This is a genomic window from Rickettsia endosymbiont of Ixodes scapularis, from assembly GCF_000160735.1.
Classification (GTDB): domain Bacteria; phylum Pseudomonadota; class Alphaproteobacteria; order Rickettsiales; family Rickettsiaceae; genus Rickettsia; species Rickettsia tamurae.
The window spans coordinates 556,251-570,175 of the sequence record NZ_CM000770.1 but is presented as its reverse complement, the minus strand read 5'-3'; the positions used below and the strand labels follow the sequence as shown (position 1 = coordinate 570,175).

Below are 13,925 nucleotides of genomic sequence, written 5' to 3'. Positions count from 1 at the left end.
CTCCATGCAACAATACCCGCTCGCAGACGATGCATATCAACTACGTATATTCTTTTTCTTTATTATTTTTGATTTAGCTTTTGTAGTAGATTTATTATTAGAGGCAAGCTTGATTGAAGGTTTAGGGACTATAGGCTTAATATTAAAATGCTGATCTAGTAGCCCCATCATTTTTTGATCACGAGATGCGGCACTTTTGCCTCCTGTAACAACAGCAATCAATGATTTGCCGTTCCTAGAAGCGGTAGTTACTAAATTATAACCTGCCGGTGTATGAAAACCTGTTTTCATGCCTTCTGCACCTTGATAATTTTTAGTAACTCTATTATGTCCGTTTACTATGTTTCCACGAAATACAAAACTGGTTTTAGCAAATAACGGATAATATTTTGGATAATCTCTTTTCAGGGCCATAGCAAGTTTAGCCATATCTCTTGCGGTAGTTTGCTGCAATGGGTCATGCCAACCTGAAGCATTTTTAAAATAGGTATTCTTCATACCGAGCTGTTTAGCTTTAACATTCATTAAATGAGCAAAAGCTTTCTCTGAACCTTTCATATTCTCAGCAACCGTTACAGCAGCATCATTAGCAGATTTTATGATTAACCCATTAATTGCCTCTCGAACGGTTATAGTTTCCCCTGCTTTTAAACCCAACTTACAAGGCGGCATTTTTGAAGCTTTTGCTGATACAAGTAATTTTTTATCTAAAGGCAATTTACCGGCTTCAATTGATTCAAACATTAAGTATAGAGTCATTAGCTTAGTTAAAGAAGCGGGATAAATCCGAATTTGTGAATTATGGGCCTGCAACACTTTACCGCTTTTTGCATCAATTACTAAACTAGTTTGAACAGGAGGTTTAGGTGTATTTTTTACAGCTTTCTTCGCTTCGCTTATGGGAGCAAAGAAAAATGTTGAAATAAAAATATAAGGTAATAAAAATTTACTAAACATTTTAAATAAATAAAATATTATTCAAATTAAATCAAGTAAAATACTGTGTCATCCCACGACTTGATCGCGGGATCCAGTTAAAAATACTAATAATTAGTATTTTTAGTTATATTTCTAAATACCGTGGTCAAGCCACGGTATGACAGCTTACTTTTTTGCCTAATACAACAAATATTACTACACATTAACCCTTTTATTAAGATACATTAATATAAATAAAGCAGGCAAGGCTAAAATTATAGTAAAGATGAAAAAACCGTCCCAGCCCATCATATTTACGAGTTTTCCGGCATAAATAGTGACAGTATTGTTACATAAACTACTAGCACTACTAAGTAAAGCATATTGTGTTGCCGAATATTTTTTATTACATAAATTACCTATATATCCGACTAAAGCAGTAGCCCCCATAGCAGCAGCAAAATTCTCTATAGTAATAGCAATTAATAAAGCTTCAAAAGAAGGAGGTTGGTGATTAAGCCAAATAAATGCAAAATGCGTTAAGCTTTGGGCAATACCGGTAATAATCAAACCTTTAAAATTTCCCACTCTATACATTACAATACCACCGGCAAAACCACCGACTAAGGTTGCAATCAATCCATAAATATCGTTGCAACGGCAAATATTATAGCTATAACAAAGAAAGTTAGTTGCCAATTATTTCCGGTTATTTCTGCAAGATATAAAGCACCTGCCCCTGTAATAAGCATACCGATTCGATAACCGAATACGGCAGTTACACTAGCTATGCTTTGTGTTTCCTGATCAAACTTATCTATACGCAACGCATCAACGGCAATATCGAACGTGCTAGATAAAAAGCCTAATAATATAGTCAAAAAATATAAAGAAGTTAAAGAAACTTCAGGATTTTCCTTGCTCATAGCAATTAGTATTAAAGCCATTAAAGAGCTATCTAATATAAGCCAACTTTTTCGATGTCCCCACCTACTTAAAAAAGGTATTTTAAAATTATCTACTAACGGTGACCAAAATACTTTTAACGAATATGATAACCTTGCAACCGCAAAAGTAGTAATAACAGCGATATCTATTCCAGATTCTTTTAACCATACCGAAAGAGTAGAAAAAATTATAACCAGCGGCATACCACTAATTATTCCTAAAATAAATATTTCAAATAATCGATACTCTTTAAAAATCTTGGTAATGAGCATTGTGGTATTCCTTGTGTTGATGTCATTCCTGCGTAGGCGGGAAAGCGTTGTTGCGTGGATCGAAAAACGCATTCGGTGTCATACCGTGGCTTGACCACGGTATCCAGTCTTTTTTTTTATTTTTTACTGGATCCCGCGATCAAGTCGCGGGATGACAGTGAGTGCCTCAATAATAACTAAAGAACCCTCAGCTATAAGCTGAGGGGTTATAAAGTGGAATCGATTAGAAATCGATCATCATTCACAGGTTCACCTTCCTGTTCATCAATATAGCGCTGTATCATTTCATCAGTTATATTACCTGAACTGACCGCCATATAGCCCCTAGCCCACAAATGATTGCCCCAAAATTGTTTTCTTAAATGAGCAAATTCTTGCAATAAAATTCTTGAGCTACTACCTTTTAAATACTGTACTAACTTGCTAAGAGATATTTGTGATTTATATGAGATAAACATATGCACGTGATCACATGATATTTTCCCTGAAATTATATATACTTCATGTTCCATACAAATCTGCCTTAGTAAATCTCTAGCCCTTTCCGCTACTTTGCCTATCAATACTCTCTTCCTATATTTTGGTATCCATATAAGATGTACTTTTAAATCATACTGACTATGACTATTCTTTCTATAACTTCTCATGTTTCTTGATATAAATTCATTGCTAAAGCAATTTCATTATATCTTCCCTTCGCCTGAAGGCGAGGGATTTCTTATCCCCGAAGGGGGACATTAAGAAATATGAGCTATTTACTTTATAAATCAACCATTTTCTCTTAACTCCTTATTATACAATCTATAATACTCATCCTTATTCTTAAGTAATTGTGTGTGAGTACCCTGCTCACAAATCTCACCGTTTTTCATGACAATAATGTTATCAAGGTCGGTAATACTGCTTAAACGATGCGTAATAATTAAAGTGGTTTTTCCTTGGCGTAATTTCTTTAAAGATTCTAGAATTTTCTGTTCGGAAGCTTGGTCTAAGCTGCTTGTTGCTTCATCCCAAATTAAAATAGGTGCGTCTTTTAAGAAAGCCCTAGCAATAGATAAACGTTGACGCTGACCACCTGAAAGAGTCGTCCCCTGCACTCCTATCTGCGTGTCGTAACCGTTCGGCAGATGCATAATAAACTCATGAGCATCTGCATATTTCGCTGCTCTAATTATTTCTTCTCTTGTAGCGTTTTCCTGACCGTATGCTATATTTTCTGCAACGCTTGTATCAAATAAATGAGTATCTTGAGTAACTAAGGAAATCTGACCTCTAAGTGAAGTAAGCTTAATATCTTTAATGTCATGATTATTAATTAAAATTCTTCCTTCATTTGGATCATAAAAACGCGCTAATAAATTACTAAGCGACGTCTTACCGCTACCTGAACGCCCGACAAACGCAATCATTTTATGAGGCTCTAGCTTTAAATCTATATATTTTATAGCTATTTTACTCTCAAAACTTAAAGCCAGTTTTTCAAAAGTAATTTGTGGATTATATAAATCTACTTCTTTAGCATCTTTATGATCTTTAATAAGAGGTTCGGTATCCAAAATACTAAATACCCTCTTAGCTGCTGCTATTCCTTCTTGCAAATTAATATTTAACGATACCAAACTTTTAAACGGTCTATAAGCTGCAGCAAAGGCAGCTAAAAAAGAAAATAATGCACCGGGTGTTGTTTTACCCTCAAGGACTAAATTACCTCCGTACCATACCATCCCTCCGACTGCAAGACCGCTTAAACCCTCCATAATCGGTGAAACCATCGCATCTAGCTTAGATGTTTTTTTGTAGAACTCTAAAATATTATTAATAATCAACGATGCTCTATTACTTTCTATTTTTTCGCTTACAAAAGATTTAATAATCTTAATTGACTGAAATGTTTCATCAAGCCTAGAAGTATAATGCCCAAGCTCCTCTTGTGATTGTGAAAATATTTTTCTTATCTTTCTGCCCATCCTTTGCACCGGATAAACGGCCAAAGGAAAAACAAGAAAAACTACGCAAGATAATAGCGGTTCTAAATGAAACATCGTTATTATTAAACATGTTACAGTTAGAAAATGTTTAGCACATCCGACAAGTAAATTAGAAACAGCCCCACGCATCAAAGAAATATCATTAGTAAGACGAGATATTAAACGTCCTGAAGATTGGTTTTGAATAAAAGAAATATCGATAAATAACAAATGCTCATACATTTTTATCTGTAAATCGTTTAGTACCCTCTGCCCAACAAATTTTATTAGGTAATTCTGATAGTACTCTGAAATTCCTTTTATGAAAAAAGTAGCAATCAGCACTATAGGCATTATTATAAGCATTTTCTTATCATGTGTTAAAAAAATCTTATCAATAATAGGTCTAACCGCATGTACAATCACTGCCGTACAAAGTGCTGCAATAACCATACAAAATATCGAAAAATATATTTTATTTGCGTAAGGTTTAACATGATCTTTTATCAGCCTCTTTATAAGATCTGCGGCTGTATAATCATGATTCAAATTATTATTATTCATTCTCATTAAAAATATTAAATTGATGATGTGATTGATTCGGTATAGGCATTTTCAAATGCTCAAAAGCGGCAATCGTGATTACCCTACCTCTAGGAGTTCTTTGTAGTAAACCTATTTGTATAAGATAAGGCTCTATGGTTTCTTCAAGTGCGTCACGCTGTTCAGATAAGGCAGCGGCGATCGTTTCAATTCCAACAGGACCGCCGTTATAATTATCCGCTATGAATTTCAAATAACGATAATCATTGCTATCAAGTCCTATGCGATCAACTTCCAAACGATTTAACCCAAAATCAGAGATTTCTTTATCTACTCTTGATTTACCGTCAACTGCCGCAAAATCTCTTATACGACGAAGCAATCTTAATGCAATTCTTGGCGTTCCTCTACTTCTCTTAGCTATTTCTTCAGAACCCGAATCGGTCAAATCAATATCAAGTAGTTTACTTGCTCTATTTAAAACTTTCTTAAGCTCCTCGGTATTATAAAAATTTAGCCGCATAGGAATACCGAACCTATCACGCAAAGGATTACTAAGCAGCCCAAGGCGTGTGGTAGCCCCGATTAAGGTAAATTTCGGCAAGGTTATTTTCACTGACCTTGCGGCAGGTCCTTCACCGATAATTATATCAAGCTCAAAATCTTCCATAGCAGAATATAAAACCTCTTCAACCGCAGTATTTAAACGGTGGATTTCATCAATAAATAATACGTCGTTCTTTTCAAGATTAGTGAGAATAGCAGCAAGATCAGCCGCCTTAAGTATAGCAGGACCGGAAGTAGATTTGAAATTACCACCGATTTCATTAGAGATAATCTTAGCAAGCGTAGTCTTACCAAGACCGGGCGGACCGTAAAATAAAGTATGATCAAGATGTTCATTTCGAGATTTTGCAGCTTTAATAAATACCGAAAGATTTTCTTTAATCTGCTGTTGACCGACAAATTCTTGCAAATATGACGGTCTTATTGGCAATTCTTGATCATTTTCACTTTTTTCGGGTGATAATATATTAGTCATTAATTTAAATCGAATATAATGACTAATAATAGCGGAAACATAGTTTTATGCTATAAATTATTTTAGACTTTTATATTAGCCCTCTTCACAGAAACTAGTTACCCCTTCTCCAAGTTTATCTACGGTTTCAAAAAATTTTTCTGTATCAGTAACTCCTAAGTTTTTTAATTCTTCTTTAAGATAATTTTTATTTAATCCTTTATATACCTTTAAATAATGACCAAATATCTCATTTGATAATATCATATTAGGATTTTCATAATAATTTTTTAAAACTTCTGCTACATCTTTTAGAGTAAGATTATTTTCATCAGTTATTTCTGTAATTTGTACATCTAATTCTTGTCTATCTTGAGATTTCATTCCTATCTTATAACCAAAATATTAATCCAATTAAGCTTTTATTCTCTTTTATAACCTCAATTCTGGATTAGATAATTTTTAGATATAGCTGGTTTGTTAGATTTCATACAGTAAGCAACAAGAGTAGATAAGATATGGACGAAGGCATTCCAAATTGATCTATGTCTTGTATGTTCAAGTTCAAAAACCTCTTTAGTACACTAAAAACTGTTTCAATAATTGAGCGTTTGCGTAGTAAAATTTTTTCAATCAATGGTATAAGTTTATTCTTCATGTTCTTCTTTATCCCAGTTACCAACTTGATCTCTCTGACGTATAGTTCATCAAAAAGTTCTTGTTTTATATAACACGAGTTTCGTATTAATAGAGGAACTGAATAGCTGATAGTAACTGGGTTACGAGGATATTAGTAATATTGTTTTTGTTATAAAATGTACTTAAAACTGCATAAATTTTTAGTAAATTGTCTTTTTTGACCATAACTATTAAATTGTAAAACTTGTCACACCTCTTACAAACCTTGAAAGGATAAGGATTATAGCATATTCATTAACCATAATTTAGGCATCTTAATACGAAACTCGCGTTAATTTAAAACCAAAGAACCAACCTTTTGTTGTTTTGCCTAATGCAGCAATACCAGCAAACACCTTATTGCGAGATACTCTTTTTGGATGACAAATTGCTAAAGATGTTGCATCAATATAAGAGACTCCGGTAGGTTGAGATTGATACATATACCATTCAAGCAATAAAACTAAATACGTTAGAATTCTGGGTTTTAAAGCTATAAAACGAGTATATGATGGAAGAGTTACAAATTCAGATTTATATAATTGTAGATAGGACATCTTACTACATGACAATTTTTAGAGATGTAAGGACTAAAGGATTGAATTTTGCTGATAATTCATGATGATAACGGGGAAAGAACTTGGTTTACATATGAAAGATCATTCCGCCCCTCTAGTCGAATTATTACAAAAACATATTTCGCTTAATTTATCAAGAGCAAAATGTTTAGGATTATTTATCATTTCAATGCTTAACAGCAGGACAGTAAACATGTCATTATTATGCAATAGAATGCCGTCTGGGATTAAAGCAGCTTCATGGTATAGAAGGATGCAAAGATTTATCTCTGAAATCTCAATATCATGGAGAGTATTACCTGTTATGTTAGTCATGATGACTGGGCTTGAGCAGGAGCAAAAATGGGTATTGTGTTTAGATAGAACGAATTGGAAATTTGGTAAACGACATATAAATATTTTATATTTAGCTGTCAGTTTTCATGGTATAGCGATCCCCCTTTTTGGAATTTTCTAAGTGATAAAAAGTGTGGTAACTCTGATTATATTGAGCGTATTGATCTGATGGAGTGTTTTTTAGAAGTTTTTGACAAAAACCGCATTGAAGCATTAACCGCTGATAGAGAATTTATAGGTAAGGAATGGCTCTCTTGGCTTAGAACAAATCAAATAAGATACGTTTTTCGAGTTAGAGAAAATAGACAATATATCAGTAATGCAAGGGGAAAAATGGTTAAAATACAAGAGTTATTTCGCCCTCTAGCCATAGGATCGCATGTGAGTTTGTCACAACGTAGAATTGGTACAAAAGGTGAAATATTTAATGTAGTAGGGATCAGAAATAAGAAGAGTGAACTTGCAGTCTTAATACATAGTGATGAGATCAAAAATCCTGCTGAGATTATATGCTCAAAGATGGCAAATTGAAACAATGTTCAAAGCTTTTAAATCAGCAGGATTCAACTGTGAAGCAACTCATATTACTAATGATTTACGATTAGATACATTGATGCAAATATTGTCTATTGCATTTTGCCTAGCTTATCAAACTGGAGAGATTATAGTTTTAGATAAACCAATAGTTATTAAAAAACATGGTTATAGGCAAAATAGTATATTTCGTGTTGGATTAGATACATTGGTTAATATCTTGTATAATATTTCTACTCAATTAGTACGTTGGATACAGCTGTTGTCCTTGATATTCCAATATCCAAAGATGATAAAATGAAAAATTGTCATGTAGTAAGATAGGACATATAAAAATATTTAACGCGAGTTTCGTATTAAGATGCCTAAATTATGGTTAATGAATATGCTATAATGCTTATCCTTTCAAGGTTTGTAAGAGGTGTGACAAGTTTTACAATTTAATAGTTATAGTCAAAAAAGACAATTTACTAAAAATTTATGCAGTTTTAAGTACATTTAATAACAAAAACAATATTACTAATATCCTCGTAACCCAGTTACTATCAGCTATTCAGTTCCTCTATTAATACGAAACTCGCGTTTTATTAAATCTTATAAGTTTTAATATTTTGTTAAAAAAATAACTAAAATATGGATAAACTATAATAAATAGTTTTAAGAATGCAATAGAAATTTAATTAAAAGTGTAAATAAATGAATTGAGATTGATTTAAAGAAGAATCACTAGAAAGATTCAACATTATCTAACTTTTTTTGGACGGCAAAAGTCCTTAATTTATAATGTGTTCGCTGTTTGAGGTGTATATAAATTGGAATAGAAATAAAGAATGGTGGCCACGGTTGGAATTGAACCAACGACACAAGGATTTTCAGTCCTTTGCTCTACCGACTGAGCTACATGGCCGTATATACTCGTTTAATTTGAAAAATTGGCTATGTCGTTCTACAAGTACTGCGGTACTCACGTATAAGCGCTGCGTTCCTCGTCTTGTGAACTCCTTGCTCTTTTCCAAATTAAACTTCGTCTACTTACTCCTCATTTATTCAGAGTATGCCTAAATCGTCATTGCGAGCGACTGAAAGGAGTGTGGCAATCCAGAAAAGATAATAAAAAAATTCTATAAATTAGAATTTTTTAACTGGATTGCTTAGTCGAAACTTACAGTTTCTCCTCGCAATGACTGGAAAACCAAATACAACAATAAGCTTATAATAGATTAATCGGCTTTTGTCTATTCTTAATTAGTAATATTAGACAAAAATCTTACTACATGACAATTTTTCATTTTATCATCTTTGGATATTGGAATATCAAGGACAACAGCTGTATCCAACGTACTAATTGAACTGTCCTGCTGTTAAGCATTGAAATGATAAATAATCCTAAACATTTTGCTCTTGATAAATTAAGCGAAATATGTTTTTGTAATAATTCGACTAGAGGGGCGGAATGATCTTTCATATGTAAACCAAGTTCTTTTCCCGTTATCATCATGAATTATCAGCAAAATTCAATCCTTTAGTCCTTACATCTCTAAAAATTGTCATGTAGTAAGGATAAAATTGGAATATTAGAAGAAGTTACGGCAATAGCTCATAAACGTATTCTTGCACAACAAATAAAGCAAATTATGGAACAAAAGCATATAACAAAATCAGAAATGGCGAAAAAAATGGAAACTAGTAGATCAGCTGTAGATAGACTCTTAAACCCTAATAATCCTAATGTCACCCTTGATACCTTAGACCGTGCTGCTATAGCTCTAGGAATGAAATTAAATATTTCCTTAAACTAATTTCAATCGATATTTCTAAAAATTAGCATTTCGATTTTTTAGGGCTGTTTTGATTAACTGATCAATAGAGATTTCGGGATTTTGGGTAATGATACTTTGAACGGCGTTTTGAGCTTCAAATCTAGAAAAGCCTAGATTTACTAGAGCTTTTATTACTTCATTGCTTGCGACGGGTGTAATATTCTTAATATTTAAGCTATCTTTAATAATAGTTGAGCCGCTTGATATTTTCGCTACTTTACCTTTCAGCTCTAACACTATACGCTCAGCAAGTTTAGCTCCCACTCCGGATATTGCTTTAAATATATTTTTATCTTCATTATTTATAGCAATTTGAATATCCGAAGGTGTAAGGCTTGATAAGATAGATAAAGCCATTCTTGTACCGATACCGTTTACTGATTGCAGCAAATTAAAAAAACTCTTCTCTTCTAGAGTCAGAAAACCGTAAAGATGAATATGTTCCTCTCTAACATGGGTTTCTATAAATAGTTTATAAAACTCCCCTTCAGCAAGTTTACCTAAAGTTTTACCCGAAGCATAAACAAGATACCCTACCCCGTTTACGTCAATTATAACATAATCATCGCCTTGGGAATCAACTTTACCGCTTAATTTACCAATCATATATTTACTTTTTCTTTTTACTATATATTAAAATTAGTGTCGGTAAAGCGGTAATAATTGCTGCTAAGATGTAAACACTGCCCATCATTAGGAATAGTTTGAGCCAAAACCATATAAGCAACTATTATCATCACTACTAATATAGACCGTAGACCGGTAAAAAACAAATATTTTATAAAATTTTTCATGTTAATCCTTTTTTTGTCATCCCGTGGCTTGACCACTGGGTGACAATGACACGTTGTAACCGTATAACAACTACACAAACTTGTAATAAGTCTGATTCTTATCACCTTTGCTTATTAAAAATTTATGCTCTAAACCATATAACAAATCTCTACTAGCCGTTGCCGTAGAAATATTTTTATGTACATTAATATAATCTTTTCTAGAAAACCATTTATCTATTAAATTAATCTTAGCAAATTCCATTCTAGATAAAGGCGTATTTGCCTCATATGTAATATTATTACTATATAATCTTAATGCTGCAACTATTTTATCAAGCATAAACTCGATAAATAACGTCGATTCACCAAGCTTATCACACCTGCGTAAAACACTATAATACTCACTTTGATTATTCCTTATCAAACTTTCAACGGAAATATATTCAAAAACTTTATTAGTTTGCATTAGTAATAATTGTTGCCATAACCTACCGATTCGTCCGTTACCGTCTGAAAAAGGATGGATAAATTCAAACTCATAATGAAATATACAAGCCTTAATTATTCCGGAAACATTCTTATCTTGTGTTATAAACTCAAATAAATCCTGCATTAATAAAGATACACGACTTGCCGGAGGTGCAAAATGTATAATCTCCGTGCCTTTAAATATAGCGGCATTACCTTTACGCCACTTTCCGTTATCTTCTACTAATCCTTGCATTAATATCTCATGTGCTTTTAATAATGATTCAAACGAAAAAGGATCAAACATGGTTAAATCATTATATAATTTTATAGCATTATTTACCTCTAAAATATCTTTTTCAGGTGCAAGTACACGCTTGCCGTTTATTATATCGGTTATCTGCTCTACACTTAAACTATTTCCTTCAATTGCTAAAGAAGAATGGATGGTTTTAATTTGATTATTTTTTCTAAGTTTTATAGGTTGAGAGTAAAGCTTGCTACCGGCTAAAATACCAAGCTCATAAGAAATATCTTGTGATAACTCCAAGATTTTATTAGTTATTTGAAAAGGCGGTTTACTATTCATTATATGATAGTATCATATGATACTATCATTGTCTACGAAGAAATTTTTCTATATCATTCCCATAGGGTATTAGCCTTGTTGCATGACTCCAAAATCGTCATTGCGAGCAGCCGTAGGCTGCGTGGCAATCTCATGAAATAATAACAAACTCTCCTAAGATTGCTTCGTCAATTACTATGCAATTTCCTCACAATGACGTATATCTCTTTATTTTACAATATACTCATTAGACTACCTATCTCAATATCTTCTATCACCCCACTTTTACGGTTTTTCAGCTCAACAATATTATCTGCTGCTTTTTTAGGACCGATTATAATTTGATAAGGTGAACCGATAAGATCGTGCGTAGCGAATTTACTGCCGGCACGTGCTTCGGTATCGTCATATAGTACTTCTATGTTTTGAGCAGATAGCTCTTTATAAGCTTTTGCCGCAAGCTCTACACATTTACTATCATGAATATTTAAATTAATTAGAGAAACTTTAAAAGGAGCAACGCTAGAAGGCCATATGATACCTTTCTCATCGCAATTTGCTTCTATGATAGCTGCAACTAACCTTGAAATGCCTATGCCGTAAGAACTCATTTCTACAGGAGTTAGTTTACCATGCTCGTCATTAATTAGAGCATTCATATTAACCGAATATTTTGAGCCGATATAAAAAATATGCCCCACTTCTATCCCTTTACTGCTAGTTATTTCTTGTTCAGATATAGGTAATTTATTTACGTCATGCTTTTCTTCAGCTGCCGCATACCAACTTTTAATTTCCTCTACATCGATATCAGAATTATCTTTTAATGTCTTAAATCTTTTATCGTAATAAATAGTACTTTCACCGGTTTCGGCGATTATATGAAACTCATGGCTTAAATTGCCGCCAATTGGACCGTTATCGGCAATAACAGGAATAGCAAACACGCCTAAATCCCGAAAAGTATTAATATAAGCCTGATACATTTGATTATAGGTCTTAACGGCATTTTCTTCATTTATATCAAAAGAATAAGCATCTTTCATAAGAAACTCCCGACCTCTCATAACGCCAAAACGGGGTCTAATCTCATCACGAAATTTCCATTGGATATGATAAAGATTTTTCGGCAAATCCTTATATGACTTAATATTATGACGAAAAATATCCGTAATCATATCTTCGTTAGTCGGACCGAATAGTAAAGTATTATCGTGGCGATCTTGAAATTTTAGCATTTCTTTACCGTAATTATCAAAACGTCCCGATTCCATCCATAAATGTGCCGGTTGAATGCAAGGCATTAGAACTTCCAAAGCTCCTGCTTTATTCATATTTAAGCGTACTATATTCTCTATATTTTTCAATAGTTTTAAGCCGAGCGGAAGCCATGTATAAATCCCTGCCGCTTGCTGCCTAATCATTCCGCTTCTAAACATTAATTTATGCGAAGTTACCTGAGCTTCACTTGGCTCTTCTTTTAAAACAGGTAAAAAATATTTTGATAATAACATAGAATTTTTTTAGTTTAATATATTTTTCCGTCATTGCGAGGAAAAATTGAAAATTTTGACGAAGCAATCTCGTGCCAAAGTCCTGAGATTGCCACGCTCCTTTCAGTCGCTCGCAATGACGACCCAACTATCCAATCCATACAACACCAGCAGGATGACAACAAAAACAATATTTTACCTTTTCGAGGTAAGGTTTAAAAACTCATGGCGATATTTCTGCTGCTCCGCAAATATACCTGTACAATGCATAGTATTCATTACGCTGTTATCTTGCATCACTCCACGCATCGACATACAACTATGCAAGGCAGAAATCTTAACGGCAACGCCAAGCGGCTTTAAATTCTCCTGTACGCTTTCTGCTATTTGTACCGTCATTTTTTCTTGAATTTGTAGCCTTCTAGCAAAAATATTTACTATTCGTGCTAGCTTACTTATACCAATAATACAATTATCAGGAATATAAGCTATATATACCGTACCATTAAAAGGTAACATATGATGTTCACAAAAAGAGGTAAATTTTATGCCTTCCAGCGAGATAAAGTCCTGAAAATTACAAGTATCGAAAAATTTGGTACTTAATATTTCAGCTATATCTTTTTCATAACCGGAAAATATCTCTTCATAGCTATTAATTACTCTCTCGGGAGTTTTAAGTAACCCTTCTCTATTAGGATCTTCACCAATGAATTTTAGTAGTGTTCTTACTGCTTCTTTAGCTTCTTCTCTAGTTGGTTTACTCATGTTTCTAGTTTTATACTGTTAAAAAACATTACTTTAACACAAATATATACAAACATCAAGCCACCTACTATAGCAATAAGCCCTCCTCCGCCCATCATTCCCATTAATAGCTTAGCTGACATCGGCATTACGCTATTTGAGTCTTTCCGCATAACACCGTAACCACCGGCGAGTGCTAGTCCCAGTATGTGCAGAATCTGCCCGAATGTTAGGAGGTAGATTACAATGTCATCCCGC

The 13,925-nt window shown here is 33.4% G+C and carries 15 protein-coding genes, 1 tRNA gene and 4 pseudogenes; 4 read left to right on the top strand and 16 right to left on the bottom strand.

Annotated elements, in window-relative coordinates; genetic code table 11:
• Positions 1-36: 36 nt before the first annotated feature.
• The 8 genes and pseudogenes from REIS_RS02930 to REIS_RS17005 all read right to left on the bottom strand — a co-directional run.
• Positions 37-957 (bottom strand): D-alanyl-D-alanine carboxypeptidase family protein, encoded by a 921-nt coding sequence (locus REIS_RS02930; RefSeq protein ID WP_008579766.1) that lies wholly within the window; start codon positions 955-957, stop codon positions 37-39.
• A 177-nt stretch (positions 958-1,134) separates the two neighbouring features.
• A pseudogene (locus tag REIS_RS02925) lies at positions 1,135-2,138 on the bottom strand (MFS transporter).
• A gap of 206 nt (positions 2,139-2,344) precedes the next feature.
• Positions 2,345-2,785, bottom strand: a complete 441-nt coding sequence (gene tnpA / locus REIS_RS02920; protein ID WP_008579324.1) for an IS200/IS605 family transposase — start codon at positions 2,783-2,785, stop codon at positions 2,345-2,347.
• Positions 2,786-2,905: 120 nt separating this feature from the next.
• Positions 2,906-4,669 carry an ABC transporter ATP-binding protein gene (locus tag REIS_RS02915; protein ID WP_037213919.1) on the bottom strand — a complete coding sequence of 588 codons (1,764 nt, stop codon included), beginning with the start codon at positions 4,667-4,669 and terminating at the stop codon, positions 2,906-2,908.
• Positions 4,662-5,690 carry a Holliday junction branch migration DNA helicase RuvB gene (gene ruvB / locus REIS_RS02910; protein WP_008579764.1) on the bottom strand — a complete coding sequence of 343 codons (1,029 nt, stop codon included), beginning with the start codon at positions 5,688-5,690 and terminating at the stop codon, positions 4,662-4,664. The genes REIS_RS02915 and ruvB overlap by 8 nt, the downstream gene beginning before the upstream one ends.
• A 75-nt stretch (positions 5,691-5,765) precedes the next feature.
• Entirely contained in the window at positions 5,766-6,053 is a 288-nt protein-coding gene (locus REIS_RS02905; protein WP_008579763.1) for a hypothetical protein, read from the bottom strand.
• Positions 6,054-6,156: 103 nt separating this feature from the next.
• Positions 6,157-6,414, bottom strand: coding sequence for a transposase (locus REIS_RS15485; protein ID WP_371256156.1), 258 nt, complete (start codon positions 6,412-6,414; stop codon positions 6,157-6,159).
• A 226-nt stretch (positions 6,415-6,640) separates the two neighbouring features.
• Positions 6,641-6,772, bottom strand: a pseudogene (locus tag REIS_RS17005) (transposase); the annotation flags it as partial.
• A gap of 193 nt (positions 6,773-6,965) precedes the next feature.
• Here REIS_RS17005 and REIS_RS02895 point away from each other — a divergent pair.
• The 3 genes from REIS_RS02895 to REIS_RS15475 are packed head-to-tail and all read left to right on the top strand — an operon-like array spanning position 6,966 to position 8,096.
• Positions 6,966-7,382, top strand: a complete 417-nt coding sequence (locus REIS_RS02895; protein ID WP_008579760.1) for a hypothetical protein — start codon at positions 6,966-6,968, stop codon at positions 7,380-7,382.
• A 47-nt stretch (positions 7,383-7,429) separates the two neighbouring features.
• Positions 7,430-7,792, top strand: a complete 363-nt coding sequence (locus REIS_RS15480; protein ID WP_008579487.1) for a transposase — start codon at positions 7,430-7,432, stop codon at positions 7,790-7,792.
• 4 nt (positions 7,793-7,796) lie between these two features.
• Entirely contained in the window at positions 7,797-8,096 is a 300-nt protein-coding gene (locus REIS_RS15475) for a hypothetical protein (protein WP_008579488.1), read from the top strand.
• A 530-nt stretch (positions 8,097-8,626) separates the two neighbouring features.
• On the opposite strand, the gene REIS_RS02880 is transcribed toward REIS_RS15475, so the two are convergent.
• Together REIS_RS02880 and REIS_RS02875 are read right to left on the bottom strand one after the other, a co-directional pair.
• Positions 8,627-8,702, bottom strand: a tRNA-Phe gene (locus REIS_RS02880).
• 378 nt (positions 8,703-9,080) lie between these two features.
• Positions 9,081-9,293, bottom strand: coding sequence for a hypothetical protein (locus tag REIS_RS02875; protein WP_008579759.1), 213 nt, complete (start codon positions 9,291-9,293; stop codon positions 9,081-9,083).
• Between the two features lie 46 nt (positions 9,294-9,339).
• Here REIS_RS02875 and REIS_RS02870 point away from each other — a divergent pair, with 46 nt between their 5' ends.
• Positions 9,340-9,594 carry a helix-turn-helix domain-containing protein gene (locus REIS_RS02870; RefSeq protein ID WP_008579758.1) on the top strand — a complete coding sequence of 85 codons (255 nt, stop codon included), beginning with the start codon at positions 9,340-9,342 and terminating at the stop codon, positions 9,592-9,594.
• Between the two features lie 15 nt (positions 9,595-9,609).
• Here the strand turns inward: REIS_RS02870 and ruvA are convergent, their stop codons facing one another.
• The 6 genes and pseudogenes from ruvA to REIS_RS15470 form a co-directional block, all read right to left on the bottom strand.
• Entirely contained in the window at positions 9,610-10,221 is a 612-nt protein-coding gene (gene ruvA, locus REIS_RS02865; RefSeq protein WP_008579757.1) for a Holliday junction branch migration protein RuvA, read from the bottom strand.
• 4 nt (positions 10,222-10,225) lie between these two features.
• Positions 10,226-10,409 (bottom strand): annotated as a pseudogene (locus REIS_RS02860) (Holliday junction ATP-dependent DNA helicase RuvA).
• Positions 10,410-10,479: 70 nt separating this feature from the next.
• Positions 10,480-11,448: a Fic family protein gene (locus REIS_RS02855; RefSeq protein WP_008579755.1), complete on the bottom strand. Its 969-nt coding sequence runs from the start codon at positions 11,446-11,448 to the stop codon at positions 10,480-10,482.
• A 212-nt stretch (positions 11,449-11,660) separates the two neighbouring features.
• Entirely contained in the window at positions 11,661-12,941 is a 1,281-nt protein-coding gene (gene proS, locus REIS_RS02850) for a proline--tRNA ligase (RefSeq protein ID WP_008579754.1), read from the bottom strand.
• Positions 12,942-13,115: 174 nt separating this feature from the next.
• Entirely contained in the window at positions 13,116-13,688 is a 573-nt protein-coding gene (folE, locus tag REIS_RS02845; protein ID WP_008579753.1) for a GTP cyclohydrolase I FolE, read from the bottom strand.
• Positions 13,685-13,925, bottom strand: a pseudogene (locus REIS_RS15470) (hypothetical protein); the annotation flags it as partial. The gene folE and the pseudogene REIS_RS15470, both read right to left, overlap by 4 nt.

Excerpts from the sequence above, each read along its gene's own strand:
- REIS_RS02930 (WP_008579766.1), bottom strand. The coding sequence starts at position 957 with ATGTTTAGTAAATTTTTATTACCTTATATTTTTATTTCAACATTTTTC.
- tnpA (WP_008579324.1), bottom strand. The coding sequence starts at position 2,785 with ATGAGAAGTTATAGAAAGAATAGTCATAGTCAGTATGATTTAAAAGTA.
- REIS_RS02915 (WP_037213919.1), bottom strand. The coding sequence starts at position 4,669 with ATGAATAATAATAATTTGAATCATGATTATACAGCCGCAGATCTTATA.
- ruvB (WP_008579764.1), bottom strand. The coding sequence starts at position 5,690 with ATGACTAATATATTATCACCCGAAAAAAGTGAAAATGATCAAGAATTG.
- REIS_RS02905 (WP_008579763.1), bottom strand. The coding sequence starts at position 6,053 with ATGAAATCTCAAGATAGACAAGAATTAGATGTACAAATTACAGAAATA.
- REIS_RS02895 (WP_008579760.1), top strand. The coding sequence starts at position 6,966 with ATGATGATAACGGGGAAAGAACTTGGTTTACATATGAAAGATCATTCC.
- REIS_RS15480 (WP_008579487.1), top strand. The coding sequence starts at position 7,430 with ATGGAGTGTTTTTTAGAAGTTTTTGACAAAAACCGCATTGAAGCATTA.
- REIS_RS15475 (WP_008579488.1), top strand. The coding sequence starts at position 7,797 with ATGTTCAAAGCTTTTAAATCAGCAGGATTCAACTGTGAAGCAACTCAT.
- REIS_RS02875 (WP_008579759.1), bottom strand. The coding sequence starts at position 9,293 with ATGATGATAACGGGAAAAGAACTTGGTTTACATATGAAAGATCATTCC.
- ruvA (WP_008579757.1), bottom strand. The coding sequence starts at position 10,221 with ATGATTGGTAAATTAAGCGGTAAAGTTGATTCCCAAGGCGATGATTAT.
- REIS_RS02855 (WP_008579755.1), bottom strand. The coding sequence starts at position 11,448 with ATGAATAGTAAACCGCCTTTTCAAATAACTAATAAAATCTTGGAGTTA.
- proS (WP_008579754.1), bottom strand. The coding sequence starts at position 12,941 with ATGTTATTATCAAAATATTTTTTACCTGTTTTAAAAGAAGAGCCAAGT.
- folE (WP_008579753.1), bottom strand. The coding sequence starts at position 13,688 with ATGAGTAAACCAACTAGAGAAGAAGCTAAAGAAGCAGTAAGAACACTA.